Source organism: Haloarcula sp. CGMCC 1.2071 (genome assembly GCF_037078445.1).
In the GTDB taxonomy this organism is placed as follows: Archaea; Halobacteriota; Halobacteria; order Halobacteriales; family Haloarculaceae; genus Haloarcula; species Haloarcula amylolytica.
This window is the reverse complement of record NZ_JAYMGY010000006.1, coordinates 26,305-44,947: the sequence shown is the minus strand read 5'-3', so window position 1 is coordinate 44,947 and position 18,643 is coordinate 26,305. Positions and strand designations below refer to the sequence as shown.

The following is an 18,643-nucleotide window of genomic DNA, read 5'->3' as shown; positions in this document are numbered from 1 at the left end:
GGGTGCGAAAGCCTGTGAGGCCGTACGCCGTAGTGACGCTATGCGCACACAGGACGCGGGACACCGAGCGGCAGCAGTCGCCGCCATCGCTGACCGGGAGTACCGTCGCGCTGGTGACGAGTACACGCGGGCCGGGTGGCGTGTTCTTTCGGACCCGCGGGAAGGCATCGAGCCGTTCAGTGCCGACGAGAAGGGATGGGTCGGTGACGGTCTCCAGTACCTCGCGACGAGCGCGGTCTGCTACCGCGTCGCCGGAACGGACACGCGCGCCACCCGCCGCGGCGTCGAGGGCGTCGCCGTGGCCCAGGATTTGACCAACGGGCTGGAACACCCCGTTCAGCACGCCTGCCTCAAGGAGTTCGTCGGAGACTTCCGAACAGTCGCAGGACTCGACGATGTCGAGGCGGCGTACCGCGAAGCTGAATCGGCCTACAAGGACGCTGGCAGTGCTGTCGACAACCCGCAAGCGTGGGGGACGACGCCGCTGTTCGAGGCCGCTGCGACCCTCATCCACCAAGTCGCTCGTGGCCCTGCCAACGGCGAAATCGCTCTTCCCTGGGAAGACCTCCACGGTACAGACCCGGACGAGCCCGGCAGGTTCCTCGCACAGCGGGCCGTCGTCAAACGGCAACGGTTCCCCAGCCTCGTCCAGCAAGTGATTACCGACGGATTCCTTGCCGCCCCTCGCGGGACGACAGAGTACGACACGGACCACCACCGCTGCCCGCACTGTGGCTCGACAGATGTGAACTGGGTCGCAGAGAGTGTCATCTGTCTGCGGTGTTCCCGTCCGACAGCCGAAACAGACTGATACACAGCATCTGTTTCCAGAATAGGTCAAAATGTCGGTATTGTGTATCCATATTTCGACTTTTCATTATTATAAGTGCCCTATAAAAAGCCATCTGAAGTCTGTGTTATCCGATTTGACAGCAGCACCTCTATTACAGGCAGATCCGGAGTTACTCAGTCCAGTAAGAATAGAGGATTAGAGAGAAGAGATCCAGACAGGCTGAGCCCACTGGTCACGTTGTCGGTTCGGTCGACTCGGGAAGTGACGCCGAGTCGGTGCGTTCGTCGAGCAGCAGTCGCCGATTGACGATGTGATCGACGACAGTAGTGCTGTCGAGAATTTCCGTCTCACCGTCGTGGGTTTCCGGGTCGCCGGCGTACCGCCGTATCTTGAACGAGTCCATCGCGTTCCGGTTCTCCGAGACTGGTTCGATAACTTCGAGGTACTCGTCGGTGGTGGTGTTACGATAGGTCTCTCCCGTGGCAAAACCGACAACAGGGACATCCGCAGGCCACTCCCACGAGAACTGCCGGAGATACTGGTCGAACTGCCAGACGAGGTGTGCCGGGTCGAGATCGTCGTCGAGCGCTCCCACGGCGGCCGAGTCGAGTGTCCGGTCCCAGTAGTCGACGACGCAGTCCTTGAGATCGTCTTGCAGACAGTCCTCGACCAGTTTCTGCTCGATGGGATAGCCGATTTCGATGGCAACGATGGCGTGTCGGTCGAGATGGGTGAGACAGCGCTGGCATTCGATCTCGAACACGGACAGGCCGAGTGGGTTATCCGCAGTCAAGTGCGCCAGTTCGTTCCCGCAACTGGGGCACCAGAGAAACAACACTCCGTTGTCTGCACCGGACAACTCGCCGAGCACAGTCAGGTCATCAAACGCGGTGTCGGGATCGGTCGTCAGGGAATCGGATTCCGACTCCGGAACGGCCTCTGCGGCATCGTCCGCGTATTTGGCCAGCTTTCGGTCTTTCAGCAGCGACTTGATAACCGAATCGTGCGAGGAGTGAGACTCCGTATCACGTATCTTCTCTATCTGTTCTTTCGTCCAATCACGTACGCGTATAGTTGCCATTTATCACACATTCAAACCGGGCTACAAAAACATTTTCCTTTTATAATGAAGGTTAATCTTCGCACACAACCACCATGTAGAGATCAGTTACCGACTGGCAGCAGTGATACGGCGCTTGATTTCGGCGTTCGAGACACGTATCTGGGTGGCTGCCAGCCGATGGGTGACGAGGTCGAGGAGGTCCAGTTCCGACAGTAATCTCCGGGCGTGTGTCTGGCTCAAATCGAGACGCTGGGTCACCTCGTCCAGTGAGGTGGACTGGGTAACAGTCTGTGCGAGGTCGGCCACAGTCACGTCCTGAGAGATACCGATTCCATCCGCGACGAGATTGTCGTCGCTGTCCTGCGAGTCCGCCTCAGCGAGCAGGTCGGCGACAGATCTGGCCCCCAATCCGTCCGGTCCTTCGGGTTGGCTGTTGTCGGCCACCCTGTCTTCAGAAGGGTCCGACTCGACCGGGGAGCTGGCGTCGCTGTCGGTATCCGAATCTGTCTGCACGTCCGCAAGGCTGAGTCCGCCTGCCTGTGGCGTCGTATCAGTCGGGTCGTGGATATCGTACTCCACCATATATCGGCGCACAGTTTCGGACGTCACGTCGGCGTCAAGCGCTTCGGTCATCTCCGGGAACGTATCGCAGGCCTCGTAAGCCGCCTGAAGTGCCTCGGGGTCCTTGTATGCTGGCACGGAATCCGACTGCGAGAGGGTCTCTGCCAGTTCATTGGACGTGCCCCCCTGATCGTCTGATGGTACTGGTATGTCAGTTCCGACAGGGACGGTAACCGTCACGTCAATCTCAACCCGCTTATCGGTCAAATCGAACCCCTCAGCCTCGACAGATACGTCGTCGTGTATCGATACGCCACCGAATACCGGCGTCGCGAGTGTCAGGTCAGCACTGATTTCGTCGTTATCCGCTGTCGTCTGGCCCCTGACTGAGACCGATTTGACCTCAGTGTCAGACGAATCTAGACACTCGAGCACCTGCGTGAACGTCTCAAAGGCGTCACTAACTACCATATCACACTCACGCACACAGTCCCACTATTACATACGGGAACCGGAAACATTTGCGACAACACACTGCATAGACAGATTTGGTCCGTCAACCTCGCTGCGGTCGAAATACCGTGTGTACAGAATGTGCACATCTACGGTGAAATCGAGATATCTCCCGGTCTTTTACACCCTTAGAGTGTTAGTTTCCGTGGCCGGAAAGGGCGACTCTCCGCAATTCGCAGAAGAAGTTAATATACACCCTTAGAGTGTATATATTTGCGGCAGTCGAACAGGTGTCATTCACAGCCGGTAACTCCTACAACCGTTCCCAGAGTTCGGCACTCGCATCGCCGACGGCGGTCATGTCCGAATCATCGACTCCAGTGACACCCGATTGCTGGTCGTACACAGTCTCTCCATCGATAATCGTCCGAGTTACGTCCGCACGGCTTGCGGCGCTGACTACGTAGTAGGGCGCACTCCCCTCCAACACCGGGTTCGGCCCCAGATCCAGCGTGACGAAATCACCGCGTTTGCCGACCTCGATACTGCCGACAGCATCGTCCATCCCCAGCACTGCCGCGCTGCCGATTGTCGCCCATTCGAGGGCAGTCGCCATGTCGAAGCCGCTCGGGTTGCGCTGCTTGAGTTTGTGGATACCGACGGCCGAGCGCATGGTCTCGAACATATCCGGGTCCCATCCGTCGTCACCCAGCCCGATCGTCATGTCGTTGGCTTGCATCGTTTCGACATCGGCGATACCGACGGCGTTGTTGATGTTGGAATAGGGGTTGTGTGCGACGTTGACGTCGTTTTCGGCGAGGATTTCGATTTCGGACTCGGTGGAATGGACGCAGTGGGCGGCGATGATTTCGGCGTCGAAAAAGCCCATGTCTTCGAGCGCTGGCACCGGTCGTTTCCCGTAGTCGGCGATAGATTCGTGAACGTCGATCAGACCCTCTTCGAGGTGTATCTGGATGGGGCGGTCGTCGTCGGTAGCCCGGTTGACGCACTCCGCAACGATATCTTCGGTGTTGGTAAACAGCGTGTGGAGGCAGTAGTGGCCGGAGACGGAGTCGTACTCGTCTTCCGCTTCGTCGATGAATCGCTGATTCTCCGCGATGCCGTCTCTGGCCTGGGACTCGGAGTTTCGGGCCGTCGTCTCGAAGGTAATCATCCCGCGGATCGGCGTCTGTACGACGCCCGCTGCGACGGCGTCGAGGCCGCCCGGCAGCGTGTTCGGCCCGGAGTAGTTGTCACAGAAGGTTGTGACGCCGCTCTGAAGCATCTCGGCACAGGACCCCAGTGCGGAGAGGCGGGCGTCACGCTCGGTGAACGCTTCGTCGACGTTCCACCAGATGTCAACGAGCGCTTCGTAAAAGCTCTCAGGTGAGACAGCGAGCGGCGCACCGCGAATCGGGAGCGCGTACATATGGGTGTGGCAGTTCACCAGTCCCGGGATGACGACCTCGTCAGTGGCGTCGATCACGTCAGCACCGGACGCGTAGCCGTCCTCGATAGCGACGATTTCACCGTCCTCGACAATGACGTGTGCCTCGGACCGGACCGTACGCTCATCGTCCATCGTGATGAGCGTCCCTGCGTTCAGTATCACAGGTTGGGCGATACCGGCAACCGACTAAAAGCTACTCCGCCCCAGAACGGCCTTAGCGGCCATTCTATCACAACCACAGTGTGCGCCGTATGTGGCGTCTCACACACTAACTGTTTTCGTGGTTCGCCCTGGCCGTACTGGCATGACAGAGACTCACATCAAAGACGCAGAGGTGGTGACGGCGTCGGGCGTCCAGCACGGTGAGATCGCGATTTCCGACGGAACGATAGACGCCGCTGGTCCGGCGTCGTCAGTCCCGGCTCCCAGTGACCCGGACACCGTCATCGACGCGGACGGCATGGTCGCGCTCCCGGGTGCTATCGACGTGCACACCCACATGCACGACGACGAACTGTTTCCGGACGGGATCGACTTTGCGTCCCAGACCGCGAGTGCGGTCGCCGGCGGGGTGACGACAGTCATCGAGTTACCGACGCAGACACCCGTCATGACTCCCGAAGCACTGCGGGAGAAAGCAGAGACGTGCTCGGCGCTCGCACACGTCGATTTCGGCCTTGTCGCAGGTAATGTCCAAGAGCCAGACATCGACGTGGCCGGCATCATGGACGCCGGAACGGCGGATTTCAAGACGTTCACCGCCGACCCGTATCTGGCGAGCGACGCGTCCATCGCCCGACTCATGCGGCGCGTCGGCGATGCCGATGGAACGGTTCGCGTTCACTGCGAGACGCAGGGGCTGCTCGACGATGCGCGGTCGACTACCGAAGGCGACGAGCCCGACGTGTACATGGACTCACGGCCGCTCGAAGCCGAACTTGACGCGATTTCCCGGGCGGGCTATTTCGCGGAGTACGCCGACTGTCCGCTGCACGTCGTCCACATCTCAAGCGGGAGCGGCGCACGCGAGGGCGACCGCTTCAAATCCCGAGCGAAAATCCCGGTCACACTGGAGACCTGTCCACAGTATCTGGCCTTCTCGAAGGGAGACGTTGCTGAACACGGGCCGTTCCTGAAGGTGAATCCCAGCCTCAAATCCGACGCCGAGCGGGAGCGGCTCTGGGACGCAGTTCGGGACGGGACGATTGACCTCATCGGCACGGATCACTTCCCAACCTACCGAGAAACACGGGAAGTCGGCTGGGAGGACATCTGGGAGCCATACGCCGGCCTCCCGGGCGTCGAGACGATGGTCGAGTTCCTCGTCAGCGAGGGCGTCCACGAGGATCGGATTTCGTGGCCGCGACTACGTGAACTCGTGTGTGCGGCACCGGCCCAGAACGCTGGCATCTATCCCAAGAAAGGCTCACTGCAAGTCGGAACGGACGCGGACGTGATGCTCATCCGGACCGAGGAGTACGAGGTCACCGCCGACGAGCATACGTTCATCGGTGGCTGGACGCCGTACGAGGGACAGCACTGGAGCGCGCGCGTAGATATGGTCGTCGCCGGCGGTGAGATCGTCGCGAAGGACCACGAGGTCCAGTCAACGGCGGGCCGTGGCCAGTTCTTGGACCGCCCGCTGTAGCGGTTTTGGTCTCCATTGACCTGATAGATGGTTCACAAATAGATGTGTGACGTGTGCTGGCCGTGTGTGAATGTGTGTCAGCCACGACAGAGGAGGGTCACCACACAATCGAGCTAAAGCCGCAGTACGGTTTTATACCCAGTTGTACTCAGGGAGTAATATGGGCATGACGCAAGTCACAACCCTCGAGTGTACACTCTGTGGGGCGGAGTACGACCCGAACCAGATCATCTACACCTGTCCCGAACACGAGGGCGTAAAGGGAATTCTCGAAGTGACATACGACTACGACGCTATCGACGACGCGTTCGACGGCGACCTCGGCGGGCCGATAGCGAGCCAGTGGAAGTACGAGGCGTTCCTGCCGGTCGCAGCGGACGCCGACATCGTGACGCTCAACGAAGGCGGGACGGACCTCTTCGATGCGCCGAACCTCAGTGACGCGCTGGGCGTCGAGACGCTCGTCAAAGACGACGGGCGGAACCCGACGGGCTGTTTCAAGGACCGCGCCAGCGCTATCGCCGTCACGAAGGCCAAACACGCCGACCGCGACATCATCACCTGCGCTTCGACCGGGAACGCCGCCGCGTCGCTGTCGGGCTATGCCGCCCGCGGGGGGATGGACTGTCGCATCTTCGTCCCCGGTGATGCCCCCACGGGCAAGCTCGCGCAGCCACTCGTCTACGGCGCGGACGTCCTCGCTGTCAACGGCAGCTACGACGAAGCCTACGACCTCAGCGTCGAAGTGACCGAGAAGTACGGCTGGTACAACCGCAACGCGGCCATCAATCCGTTCCAAGTCGAGGGCAAGCGGACGGTCGGCCACGAACTCGCAGACCAGTCTATCGCCCGCGGGCACGTCCCGGACTGGGTCGTGTTCTCGATGGGCGACGGCTGTACGATAGCCGGGGCATGGAAGGGCTTCAAGGAGTTCTACGACCTCGGCTACGTCGACGGCCACCCCAAGATGCTGGGGGTCCAGGCCGACGGCGCGTCGGCCATCCACGACGCCTTCCACGACCACGACGATATCGACGATATCGCCGAAACGCTGGCTGACTCAATCGCGGTCGGGCGGCCGCGGAACACTATTAAAGCCTGCCGCGCGCTGGAACAGAGCGGCGGAACGAGCGTGCTGGTCTCTGACGACGAGATTCTGGCGGCAGAGAAACTGCTTGGCAGCACCGAGGGAATCTATTCCGAGCCGGCGGGTGCGACACCCGTCGCCGGCGTCCAGACGGCGCTCGACCGTGGGATCATCGAGCAGGACGAAACCGTCGTCGTGGTGTCTACCGGCTTCGGCCTGAAGGACACGAAAAGCGCCGAGAAGGCAACCGGCGGGGTCGACCGAATCGACCCCGACATCGCGGAAGTCGAAAGCCTGTACGGCACTGCCGAAGAAGCCACAGCCGACGACTAACGCCACTAGAGGGCTGATTTGTCACGGGCCAGCCCGCTACTTATTTTGCAATCAGTTTCGAGACACTGTCGAGTCGAAGGGTTTGCAATTCGATGAGACGCCGGACTGTGTTTCACACGATTACCTCAGAGTGGTGAGACATACGAACGTGTTTCGTAGGCAAAATTAAACACATATATTGGTATTAGGATTCTAGTAGGTGGTTTGAAAAGACAGGCCGTTGGATGGCGGCACATGGCCGGTCCAGAGGCGGAACAACAGTCAGTCGTACTGTACGATATCGAAGACAAGCCGCCGTTGGGGAAGGCAATCCCCCTCGGCATCCAGCACGTTCTCGCGATGTTCTTGGGTAACGTCGCACCCCCGCTCATCCTCGCGGGAGCCGTCGGCTCTATCACAGGAGAGACGACGTTCCTGGTCCAGATGGCACTCATCGTCGCCGGTATCGCGACCATCGTTCAGGCGTACCCGGTCGGTCCCGTCGGCGCGCGGCTCCCGGTCGTCATGGGAACCAGTTTCGCGTTCCTCGGCCCACTCATCGGCATCGGCAACCAGTTCGGTATCGCCGCCGTCTTCGGCGCGTCACTGCTTGCTGCGCCGGTCGAGGTCATCATGGGTGTCTCGTTCGACCGGTTTCGGCAGTACTTCCCGCCCCTGGTCACCGGCATCGTTGTGATGCTCATCGGACTGACGCTCATCCCGACGGGAATGAACTACGCCGCAGGCGCGTCCGCCGGTCCGTCGGCGGAAGGGTATGGCTCCGTCGTGAATCTCGGACTCGCGGGGCTCGTTCTGATTGTCACGGTCGGTTTGAACCAGTTCTTCGAGGGGTTCCTTCGCGTCATCAGCGTCTTCGTTGGCATCATCGTCGGCTACGCTGTTGCGCTCGCGCTGGGCGTGGTCGACCTCTCAGCTGTCGCCGCAGCCGGATGGGTGACGGTCCCCGTCCCGCTCAAATACGGCCTCGTGTTCGAACCAAGCGCCATCGTCACCGTGGCCTTCCTCTATATCATCACTGGGATGGAAACTATTGGAGATATCTCAGGGACGGTGTCCGCAACCGGAAGGGACGCCACCCGGGAGGAAATCCGCGGCGGCCTCGTCGCCGACGGCGTGATGAGCGTCTTCGGCGCGGTGTTCAACGCGCTCCCGAACACGTCGTTCTCCCAAAATGTCGGTCTCGTGAACTTCACCGGCGTCGCCAGCCGATACGTCGCCGGCATCGGGGGCGTCGTGTTGCTTGCACTCGGGTTCGTCCCGAAGGTAGGCGCGGTCGTCTCGGCGATGCCCGACGCCGTGCTGGGCGGCGGTGCGCTCATCCTGTTCGCGATGATATTCTCCTCCGGGGCGCGCCTCATAACGCAAAACGTCGAGCTAGACCACCGCAACTCGACCATCCTGGCGATGTCGATGGCGCTCGGCCTCGGCGTCGCCTTCCGCCCCGAGATTCTCCAGAACTTCCCGTCCGAGGTGCAGACGCTGTTCGGGTCCGCACTCGTAACGGGCGGGATGACCGCCCTCATTCTCAACATTGTGTTCCCCGGTGGGAGCGTCGGAACCGGACCGACGGAATACACCGCTGGGCTGAAACCCGAGGTGGCTGAGGCGGGCGCAGGCGCACCGCCGGTCGACGACGATTGAGGGTCGGTCCAGAACAGCCTACAGGTAGCCGTCCGCGAACTCGTCTATCATCAGCCGCCGGTCGTCGCCCAGCGGATAGAGGATTGGGCACTGGCAGCCAGTTTCCGCGTATTCCCGGACTTTCTCTCGGCACTGTTCGGGCGTGCCGCTGGCGGTGAGTTTGTGAACTACGTCGTCCGGAATGAGGTGCATCCCCTCTTTGATGTCGTCCTTGTCGGCCGGCCACCCGCCGATGGTTTCGCCCACCTCGTCGATGAGGTCCTGGCTGACGCCGCTGGCTTTCATAATGTGGGGCTGTTGTCCGAGATACTGCGTGATGAGTTCGCGGGCGTTGTCCAGCGCCTTCTCCTCGTCGTGGTCCATCGAACAGACGACTAACTGGGGCCGGTCGATGTCGTCGAGCGAGCGGTCGCCACGCTCTGCCCCGGTCTCAAGTGCGTCGAGGGCCTTCTCGTTGTACTCCGGGCTGACGAGGTAGTTCAGCAGCGCTCCGTCGGCGAAGTGGCCGGTGAGTTCCAGCATCTTGAATCCCGTCCCGCCGACGTACACGGGGACAGTGCGCGGCCCGTCGTCGCCGTGGACCACGTCCAGTTCCACGTCGCGCATCTGGACGAACTCCCCGTCGTAGGTGACGTTCTCCATATCGAGCAGGTCCTGCGTCACCTCGACGCACTCGCGCATCGCCCGCAGTGCGCCGCTACGGTCGATGCCGACTTTCTCCGCCAGCGGGTCCCACCAGGCTCCGATGCCACACATGATACGGTCCGGACCGGCGAGTTCCTCCAGCGTACTCATCGTCTGCGCGATGAGCGCCGCATTACGCGTCCAGTTGTTGATGACGCCGGTGCCGAGTTTGATGTCGTCGGTGACCGCGGCGTACGCGCCGAGCGGGGACACGGCGTCGCGTGCCAGCCGCGATTCGGCTTGCCAGATCTCGTCGATACCCTGCTCCTCCGCGTACTGTACGAGTTCCACGTTCTCTTCCAGCGAGTGTTTGTCCTGCAAGTAGATCCCGACACGGTCGCCTCTCTCGAAGACCTGATTGGCGCTCATGAGACATGCTGAATTCTTCGAATGCCGATAAATAGATTTGGCCACACACACGGTCTGTGGCAGGTGTGGCCGCTCGATTCGGCCCGTACCCGACTATCCGTTAATCCGTCTCGCGGCTGTAGGACTGCAACAGCGCCGAGGGGACCGCGAGCTGGTCGCTCTTGGTTCGGATGACGGCGTAAGCCAGTACGAGAATCGTCGCCAGATACGGGTACGTCCCCATGATCTGTGGGTTCATGAGGAACTCAACGATGGGATTGATAACCCCGGCGAGTGGCGCGTCAGGACCCACCGTCAGCGAGATGGACTGCGAGCGGATTCGGAGCGCGTCGAGCAGGCCGAACAGGTAGGCTCCGACCAGCATCCGGCGGGGCCGCCACTGTGCGAAGATGACCAGCGCGACGGCGATCCAGCCACGGCCCGCGGTCATGCCGGGGACCCAGAGCTGTGAGAACGCCAGCGAGAGGTGTGCCCCGGCCGCGCCGGCGAACCCGCCGCCGATGAGTACCGCGAGATACCGCAGTCTGAACACGGAGACACCCATCGTGTCCGCCATCTCGGGGTCTTCGCCGACGGCTATCATCTCCAGTCCGAGGTTCGAGTGGTACAGGAAGTACCAGACCACGACCAGCAAGCCGAGCGCGAGGTAGTCCGTCGCCGTGCTCCGGAAGAAGGCCTCACCGATGACCGGGATATCGACGAGATACTGTCCGACAAACGGGAGCGTCATCTGCGGGAAGCCGTCGATGGACTCCTCGACCCAGCCGGAACCGAAAAACGTCGTGAGACCGGTCCCCAGCAGTGTCAGCATGACGCCGCTGATGACCTGGTTCGACTTCAGCGTGATACAGAGGAACGCGTGGACCAGCGCGAGCACCATCCCGAGGAGGATACCGACGCCGAACCCGAGCCAGTGACTCCCCGTGAGGACGGTAGTGATGAACCCACCGAGCGCACCGACGAGCATCATCCCTTCGACGCCGAGGTTGAGAACGCCCGCCCGCTCGCTAATGAGTTCCCCCATCCCGGCGAGGAGGAGCACCGTCGCCGCCTGAACGGTGGCATCGAGCAGTCCGGCGATGAAACTCACCATCAGTCGTCACCCCGTTGTGGCTGGGCCGGTGTCTCCGCTGGCCCGCGTTTTACGTCGATGCCGACACGGTAGCTCTTGAAGAACTCCGCAGTGATGAGGAAGAGGATGACCAGCGCCTGGATGATCTCGACCAGCGCCGCGGGCACGCCAAAGGCCACTTCCATGCTCGACCCGCCGACGAACAGCACAGCGAAGAACAGCCCCGCGAGCATCACCTTGAACGCGCTGTTGCGACCCAGCAGCGCAATCGGAATTGCGGTGAAGCCGTACCCCGGTTCGAACCCGGCGCGGTAGCGACCCTGTGCGCCGGCGATTTCGCTGATGCCGCCCATGGCAGCGAACGCGCCCCCGACGACGAATACCAGGAGGTACACGTAGAACTTGCTCATGCCCGCCTGCTGGGCGGCCTCGTCGTTCGAACCGACGAACGTGATTTCGAACCCGAGTCGCGTTTTCGTCATCAGGACGTAGGTCACCACGACCATGCAGACGGCGACGAGTAAGCCGGCGTGGACGCCGCCGAACAGCTCCGGAATCGTCGCGGCCTCGGAGAACCGCTCGGACTGCGGGAAGTTCCCCGTCCCGCCCTGCATCGGTCCCCTGAGCAGGTAGCTCTGGATTTCGAGCGCGACGAACGTCAGTAGTAGCGACGTGATAATCTCGTTGACGTCCCATCTCGCGCGCAGGTAGGCCGGAATGCCCGCCCAGATACCGCCGGCGACGGCCGCGGCGACGAACATCAGCGGGACCAGTGCGAGCCCCGGGAGCGAGACGTTCAGCCCGATCCAGGTTCCGGCAAGCGCACCGGCGACGAGTTGCCCCTCGGCCCCGATGTTGAACAGTCCTGCCTTCAACGGGAGATACACCGCCAGGCCCGTGAGAATCAGCGGTACAGCCTTCGTCAGCGTCTCTCTGAGACCGAACTCGGTAAAGAGCGTATCGACGAACATCGTCGTGTACGCCGCGACGGGGTTCACGTCGAGGACGACCAGCGCGATGGCGCTCACTGCCAGCGCGGCCAGTACGGTGAACACGGGCGTCCCGTACGCCAGCCAGACGGGAATGTCCTCGCGTGCGTCGACGTTTACTGCGACGTTCATCAGCTCTCACCCTCCTGTGTGACCCCGGACTGGGGCGGTGGGACACCGGTTTCGTCGCCGTCGTCCCCACCACCGCCGGTCATCTCCAGACCGATCCGTTCCCGGTCGGCCTCGGCCGGTGTCGTTTCGTAGACGAACTCGCCCTCGTAGACGACGAGAATTCTGTCGCTCAGGTCGAAAAGCTCGTCCAAATCCTCCGAGAGCAGGATAATACCGGTGCCCGCCTTGCGCTGTTCGAGCAGCGTCTCCCTGATGAACTCGATTGCGCCGACGTCGACGCCACGGGTCGGCTGGTTCGCGATGAGCAGGTCCGGGTCGCGGTAGATTTCCCGCGCCAAGATGAGCTTCTGGAGGTTGCCCCCGGAGAGGTCGCCGGCCTTGGTCTCGGTCACGTCGCTGACACCGCGGACGTCGAACTCCTCAACCAGTGTTTCGGCGTACGATTGGAGTTCCCCGTAGTCCAGGAACGGCCGGTCGCCGAACCGGCCGTCCCTGAAGTCTTTCATCGTGGCGTTGTGCATCACCGAGAGGTCCTCGGCACAGCCGTACTGGAGTCGGTCCTCGGGGACGAACGAGACGCCGCTGTCGACGAACGTCTTCGGTTTCGCGCCGGTGATGTCCTCGCCGTTGACCACTAGCTCACCGGCCGTCACGTCCCGGATGCCAGCCATGACCTCGGCGAGTTCCTTCTGGCCGTTGCCGCTCACGCCCGCAATACCGACGATCTCGCCCTGCCGAACCGTCAGGTCGATACCGGAGAGCGCTTCGATATCTCGGTTGTCGGTGGCCTCAACCCCGCGTGCGCGCAGAACCGGCTCACCGAGGTCGACAGCGTCCCTGTCGATTTCGAACAGCACTTCGCGGCCGACCATCATCTCCGCGAGGTCCGCACGGGAGACCGACGAGACCTCGGCGGTACCGACGTTTTGCCCCTCCCGGAGAACCGTTACGCGGTCGACGATAGCGTCGACCTCCGTGAGCTTGTGGGTAATGAAGATTATCGAGAGTCCCTCGTCAGTCAGCCGTTCGAGCGAGTCGAAGAGCCGCTCGGCCTCGGTCGGCGTGAGGACTGCCGTCGGTTCGTCGAGAATCAGGAGGTCGACATCCCGGTACAGCGCCTTGAGTATCTCGACGCGCTGTTGCTGGCCGACGTCGAGCTCCCAGATCTTCGCGCTCACGTCGATGTCGAACCCGTACTGGTCCGCCAGGTCCTGGATCCGCTGCTCGGGGACGTCGAGGCCGAGCGAGAACTGGCCGGCCAGCGACTGGACGAGGCTGTTGTTCCGGACCGTCGCCGGGAGCCAGCTGCCCTCGGCATCGCTGCGGAACGCCGTGGCCGGTTCACGCTCACCGAGCACGACGTTTTCGGCGACTGTCAGGCGTGGTATCAGCATGAAGTGCTGGTGGACCATCCCGATCCCGGCGTCGATAGCGTCCTGTGGCGACTCCAGGTCGAGTCGCTCGCCGTCGAGATAGATATCGCCGTCGTCCTGAGAGTAGAGCCCATACAGAATCTTCATCAGCGTGCTTTTTCCCGCGCCGTTTTCACCAAGGAGGCCGTGGATTTCCCCGCGCTCGACGGAGAGGTCGATGTGGTCGTTGGCGACGACCCCAGGGAACTCCTTCAGAATCCCCTCCATCCTGAGCGTGGTGTGTTCGGACATGCTCTCTGATCTTGGCCGGGTATCAACAATGTAGTGGCATAATTGTTTCCAAAGGTAGCCATATTCGCCGTCCAGAACGGGAAATGCCGGACATTTGCCAAGTATCAGTTGTTGTGTGTTAGCGTCCGTTGTCGACGCTCATCCAGTCTGTCGTGACAACCGGTAGGATGAACATATGCTGCAGATAGTCACCAGATTACGTATGATAAATCTGGTTTTGTGGCGTATATGTTGATAATAGGGTAGAAAAAGCTGCACGAACGGGGCAATTTAAGTGATTGTTTCTGCAATGGGCACCCGGATAGTGAATGGTTGACAAGAAACACACCAAATCGAGACGGGAGCTACTGACAGCACTTGGGGCAGCAGGAATTACCGGACTCGCCGGTTGTAGCGGTGGGGGTGACGGGGGAGATGGCGAAGCAGCCACCGACACCGCCGATGGCGGGGCTGCTGACGGGACCACAACCGGTAGTGACGGCGGGTCCGGAACGGATTCGGTCACGGCCGCCTGGGTGTACAACTCGGAGGTCGGGGACCTCGGCTGGTCCTGGGCCCACAACGAGGGTCGGGAGGCGGTCGCAGAAGAATACGACTGGCTGAAGACGGAGTACACCGAGGCTGTCGCCCCGGCCGATTCCGAGCGGGTGTTCGAACAGTACGCACAGGGAGACGCCGATATCATCTTCGGCTGTACGTTCGAGTACCAGGACCCGATGGCGTCCGTCGCGGAGCAGTACCCCGACACGTACTTCGAACACAACACCGGCTACCTGACGATGGAGAACATGGGCCGGTACATGGGCCGGATCTATCAGCCTCGATATCTCGCCGGACAGGCCGCCGGTACCGTCACGGAGACAGATACGCTGGGATACGTGGCGGCGTTCCCGATTCCCGAGGTCATCCGTGGCATCAACGCCTACGCGCTCGGGGCCGCGTCTGTCAACGACAGCGCGACGCTGAAGGTCAGATGGACGAACTCCTGGTTCGACCCGCCGACCGAAAGCGAGGCGGCGAACGCCCTGCTGGACGAGGACGTCGACGTGATGGCCCAGCACCAGGACTCCCCCGCCGCGCTCCGAGCGGCCTCCGATGCGGGTATCTGGGCGACTGGCTACGACGCTCCCATGGGCGACATCGCCGGCGAGAACTATCTCACCTCCCCGATCTGGCACTGGGAAGAGTTCTACGGCCCGACAATCGAGTCTGTCAGGGACGGAACCTGGGAGTCCGACGCGTACTGGGAGGGAATCGATTCAGGCATCTGTAGTCTTGACGACTGGGGACCGGACGTGCCTCAGGAAGCGAAGGACACCGTCTCGGAGTCACGGTCGGCGATACTCGACGGGGATCTGGATGTCTGGGCCGACTCGGCGTTCGAAGGCGAGAGCGACGAATTCCTCTTCCAGCAGATGAGCAGTTACGTCGACGCCGTCGAGGGGGAGGTCCCGGACTGATCCTGTCAGCGGCACACAGCTGACGTACTCATCTGCAGTTGCTGGGACCTTTCAGACGGCTGTGACCACGGTCGTAGTAGTATCGAGCCACGAAGACGATTTTCGGGCACGTTCATCCGAATATATTTGTTCGCTGTAAGGTCAAAGATGGTATCTCTTAAGTAGGAGTTTTCGCTACGTCTACCCAGTTCAGTAATGGTGAATACCAACCGAACGATATCGCGGCGAGAGATGCTGGGTGCCCTCGGGGCGTCAGGGGTAACCGCGCTAGCCGGCTGTAGTGGTGGCGACAGCGGGAGCGACGACGGTGATTCGACTGATGGCACTACGACCGGTAGCGACGGAGGCTCCGGGTCCGATTCGGTCACCGCCGCCTGGGTGTACATCTCAGAGGTCGGCGACCTCGGGTGGTCCCATGCACACGACGAGGGGCGAAAGGCGGTCGACGAGAAGTACGACTGGCTGGAAACCGAGTACACAGAGGCTGTCGCGCCGGAAGACTCCGAGCGCGTCTTCGAGCAGTACGCGCAGGGTGACGCCGACATCGTCTTCGGGACGACGTTTGGCTACCAGGACCCGATGTTCACCATCGCGGAACAGTACCACGACACGTACTTCGAGCACGCGACCGGCTACCGCACCCGAGAGAACATGGGGCGGTACATGGGCCGGATTTACCAGCCCCGGTATCTGGCCGGACAGGCCGCCGGAATGGTGACAGAGAACAACACCATCGGCTACGTCGCCGCGTTCCCGATTCCCGAAGTCATCCGCTCGATTAACGCGATGGCGCTCGGCGCGCGGTCAGTGAACCCCGACGCGACGTTCAAAATCCGGTGGGTCAACGCGTGGTTCGACCCACAGACCTCCAAGCAGGCGGCCAACTCGCTCATCGACGAGGGCTGTGACGTTATCTCACAGGAGCAGGACTCCCCGGCTCCGGTCAGAGCGGCCAACGAGGCGGACGTGTGGGCCTCCGGCTACAACGCGCCGATGGGCGAGTTCGGCGGCGACAACTACCTCGTCTCTCCGGTGTGGAACTGGGAAGAGATCTACGACCCGACCATCTCCGCAGTCCGGGACGGGACCTGGGAATCCGACGCTTTCTGGGGCGGCATGGAGACGAACCTCCCCGCACTCGACGAGTGGGGACCGGAGGTCCCACAGGAAGTCAAAGACACCGTCGCCGAGACGGAAGAGCAAATCGTCAACGGCGAACTCGACGTCTGGGCCGGCTCCGAGTTCGAGGGCGAGAGCGACGAGTTCCTCTTCCAGGAGATGAACAGTTTCATCGACGCCGTCGACGCCGACGTGCCGGAGTAAGACAGTCCGACCTCAGCGGTCGTATTTCAGCCACGGATTGCCACAGCGGTGGCTAGCAGTCGGCCAATCAATCGGGTGCCGACAGGGCGGCCATCTAGTCATCAGCAGCACGGTCGAGTGCCGGACGGGACGCACCACCCCACTCCTCATAGCTCCGAAGCACCGTGCCGTTTCGCTCGCCGGTCAGTTCGCCGTCCCGGACCGCAACCTCGCCGCCAACGAGGACGTACTCCATCCCGTCGGAGAACTGGAACGGGTCCTCGTAGGTCGCGTTCGCCGACACCGAATCGAGGTCGAAGGCCACGAGGTCCGCGACGTACCCCTCCCGGACGTATCCGCGGTCCCTGAGGCCGAGGATATCAGCCGGGTTGCCCGCGGCCTTGTACGCCATCAGTTCCGGCGGGAGTACGTCCCGTTCGCGGACGTACCGTTCGAGGATGCGACTGAACGCCCCGATGGCCCGCGGGTGGGGTTTTCCACCGAAGATACCGTCCGTGCAGAACGTACCGCGGTCGTCCGCGAGGAACCGTTCGATGTCGTCTTCGGCCATCACGAAGTCGGCCATCGTCACGTCCAGTTCTTCGGTGACGAGCAAGTCACACATCGCATCAACCGGCTCACGGCCCATCTCAGCGGCGATATCCTCTATGGTGTCACCCTGGTGGCGACCGCTCCCCGTCCGCGTTATGAGAATATTATCCCACGAACCGGCGGCGTACGCGAGGTTCTCCCAGTCCCCCGGCTGTGAGATGTCAGCGGCGATGCGGTCCCGAACTGCCGCGGAGTTGAGACGGTGACGGATGGCCTCCGAATCGCCCCGCCGTGCCCACGGCGGCAACAGCGCGGTGAGCATCGTCGAGCCGGCCGTGTAGGGGTACTGGTCGAAGGTGACGCGGTGGCCCCGGTCGACAGCGTCGTCGAACAGGTCGAGCACGGCCTCTGAATCGCCCCAGTTCTGCTGGCCGCCGACTTTGAGATGGGAGACATGGGCGTGACAGCCGCCGCGCCGACAGATGTCGAGATACCGGTCGATAGATTCGACCACGCGGTCCGTCTCGTTCCAGACGTGGGAAATCATGAAGGAGTCACGCTTGGCGAGGGTGTCCGCGAGCGCCACCAGTTCGTCGTCGCGAGCGTACGAACTCGGCGGGTAGATCATCCCCTTTGACATACCGAACGCGCCCTGTTCCAGTGCCACTTCGAGTTCCTGTCGAATGGCGTCGAGTTCACCAGGCGCTGTGTCGTGGTCGGACGTTGGTCTGTCCAGCCGTCGACTGGTGACTGGCCCGGCGGCGACGACGTGTTCACCGCCGAGCGGGCGGTCCTCGAACCCGGCCAGCATCGACCTGATGTTGCCGTGTGGGGCGTAGTACGCACAGTTGACGGCTGAGTCGGCGGATTCGAGCGCCGCGAGGTAGCCGTCAACGGTGTGCCAGGGCCACGTTTCGCCGAGCGTGCCGTCGAGTGATTTGACCCGTTGTGCCCATTCGTCGGTAAGGTTCGGTGGCACCGGGGCGACGCTGACCCCGTCCTGACCGAGGACTTCCGTCGTGATTCCCTGCGTCAGTTTCTCCTCCGCATCGGGATGCTCGAACAGTCGAAGCTCGGAATGCGCGTGCATATCGATAAACCCCGGCGCGAGATACGACCCGTCGAGGTCGACCACGCGGTCGGCGTCGAGGGGGGCCTCGCTGATTGTTTCGATTCGGCCGTCGGCGACACGCACGCTCGCAGTGAACGAGGGGCGACCGCTCCCGTCCAGCACCCGCGCGTCTCGGAACGCGATAGACGCGGCACTCGGTTCGGTCATGTCTGCCGACTCGCGGAACGGTCGTTTGGCTCTTTCGGTGGTCTCAACCGTGTGTGACGGCGGGCGAGCGCGTGCCACACATGTCTGTCAGCCTGTGTGGCACTACCCCGA

At 62.0% G+C, this 18,643-nt stretch carries 14 protein-coding genes; 6 read left to right on the top strand and 8 right to left on the bottom strand.

What is annotated here, in order from left to right; all coding sequences use genetic code 11:
* The first annotated feature begins 40 nt into the window (after window positions 1-40).
* Window positions 41-811, top strand: coding sequence for a hypothetical protein (locus tag VI234_RS12735; RefSeq protein WP_336330213.1), 771 nt, complete (start codon window positions 41-43; stop codon window positions 809-811).
* A 214-nt stretch (window positions 812-1,025) separates the two neighbouring features.
* Here VI234_RS12735 and VI234_RS12730 read toward each other — a convergent pair whose 3' ends face one another.
* From VI234_RS12730 to VI234_RS12720, 3 genes are all read right to left on the bottom strand, one after another.
* A complete protein-coding gene (locus VI234_RS12730; RefSeq protein WP_008312103.1) occupies window positions 1,026-1,874 on the bottom strand; it encodes a hypothetical protein in 849 nt (282 codons plus the stop codon).
* Between the two features lie 87 nt (window positions 1,875-1,961).
* Window positions 1,962-2,888: a hypothetical protein gene (locus VI234_RS12725; RefSeq protein ID WP_008312102.1), complete on the bottom strand. Its 927-nt coding sequence runs from the start codon at window positions 2,886-2,888 to the stop codon at window positions 1,962-1,964.
* Between the two features lie 295 nt (window positions 2,889-3,183).
* A complete protein-coding gene (locus tag VI234_RS12720; RefSeq protein WP_008312100.1) occupies window positions 3,184-4,482 on the bottom strand; it encodes an amidohydrolase family protein in 1,299 nt (432 codons plus the stop codon).
* Between the two features lie 142 nt (window positions 4,483-4,624).
* On the opposite strand from VI234_RS12720, the gene VI234_RS12715 reads away from it, so the two are divergent.
* The 3 genes from VI234_RS12715 (at window position 4,625) to VI234_RS12705 (ending at window position 9,029) form a co-directional block, all read left to right on the top strand.
* Window positions 4,625-5,968 (top strand): dihydroorotase, encoded by a 1,344-nt coding sequence (locus VI234_RS12715; RefSeq protein ID WP_336330212.1) that lies wholly within the window; start codon window positions 4,625-4,627, stop codon window positions 5,966-5,968.
* A gap of 160 nt (window positions 5,969-6,128) precedes the next feature.
* Entirely contained in the window at window positions 6,129-7,388 is a 1,260-nt protein-coding gene (gene thrC / locus VI234_RS12710) for a threonine synthase (protein ID WP_336330211.1), read from the top strand.
* A 234-nt stretch (window positions 7,389-7,622) separates the two neighbouring features.
* Entirely contained in the window at window positions 7,623-9,029 is a 1,407-nt protein-coding gene (locus VI234_RS12705; RefSeq protein WP_336330210.1) for a uracil-xanthine permease family protein, read from the top strand.
* 18 nt (window positions 9,030-9,047) lie between these two features.
* On the opposite strand, the gene VI234_RS12700 is transcribed toward VI234_RS12705, so the two are convergent.
* From VI234_RS12700 to VI234_RS12685, 4 genes are all read right to left on the bottom strand, one after another.
* The gene (locus VI234_RS12700; protein WP_336330209.1) at window positions 9,048-10,082 is read right to left on the bottom strand and encodes an LLM class flavin-dependent oxidoreductase; all 1,035 of its coding nucleotides are present in this window, start codon (window positions 10,080-10,082) and stop codon (window positions 9,048-9,050) included.
* Window positions 10,083-10,182: 100 nt separating this feature from the next.
* On the bottom strand, window positions 10,183-11,175 hold the full coding sequence (locus VI234_RS12695) for an ABC transporter permease (RefSeq protein WP_008312092.1): 993 nt from the start codon (window positions 11,173-11,175) through the stop codon (window positions 10,183-10,185).
* A complete protein-coding gene (locus tag VI234_RS12690; protein WP_191449597.1) occupies window positions 11,175-12,275 on the bottom strand; it encodes an ABC transporter permease in 1,101 nt (366 codons plus the stop codon). Before VI234_RS12690 ends, VI234_RS12695 begins: the two co-directional genes overlap by 1 nt.
* On the bottom strand, window positions 12,275-13,939 hold the full coding sequence (locus VI234_RS12685; protein ID WP_336330208.1) for an ABC transporter ATP-binding protein: 1,665 nt from the start codon (window positions 13,937-13,939) through the stop codon (window positions 12,275-12,277). Before VI234_RS12685 ends, VI234_RS12690 begins: the two co-directional genes overlap by 1 nt.
* Window positions 13,940-14,247: 308 nt before the next feature.
* On the opposite strand from VI234_RS12685, the gene VI234_RS12680 reads away from it, so the two are divergent.
* Both VI234_RS12680 and VI234_RS12675 read left to right on the top strand, forming a co-directional pair.
* Window positions 14,248-15,399: a BMP family ABC transporter substrate-binding protein gene (locus VI234_RS12680; protein ID WP_336330207.1), complete on the top strand. Its 1,152-nt coding sequence runs from the start codon at window positions 14,248-14,250 to the stop codon at window positions 15,397-15,399.
* A gap of 195 nt (window positions 15,400-15,594) precedes the next feature.
* Complete coding sequence (locus VI234_RS12675; RefSeq protein WP_336330206.1) at window positions 15,595-16,722, top strand: BMP family ABC transporter substrate-binding protein; 1,128 nt, start codon at window positions 15,595-15,597, stop codon at window positions 16,720-16,722.
* A gap of 94 nt (window positions 16,723-16,816) precedes the next feature.
* Here VI234_RS12675 and VI234_RS12670 read toward each other — a convergent pair whose 3' ends face one another.
* A complete protein-coding gene (locus tag VI234_RS12670) occupies window positions 16,817-18,532 on the bottom strand; it encodes an N-acyl-D-amino-acid deacylase family protein (protein WP_008312082.1) in 1,716 nt (571 codons plus the stop codon).
* Window positions 18,533-18,643: the final 111 nt, after the last annotated feature.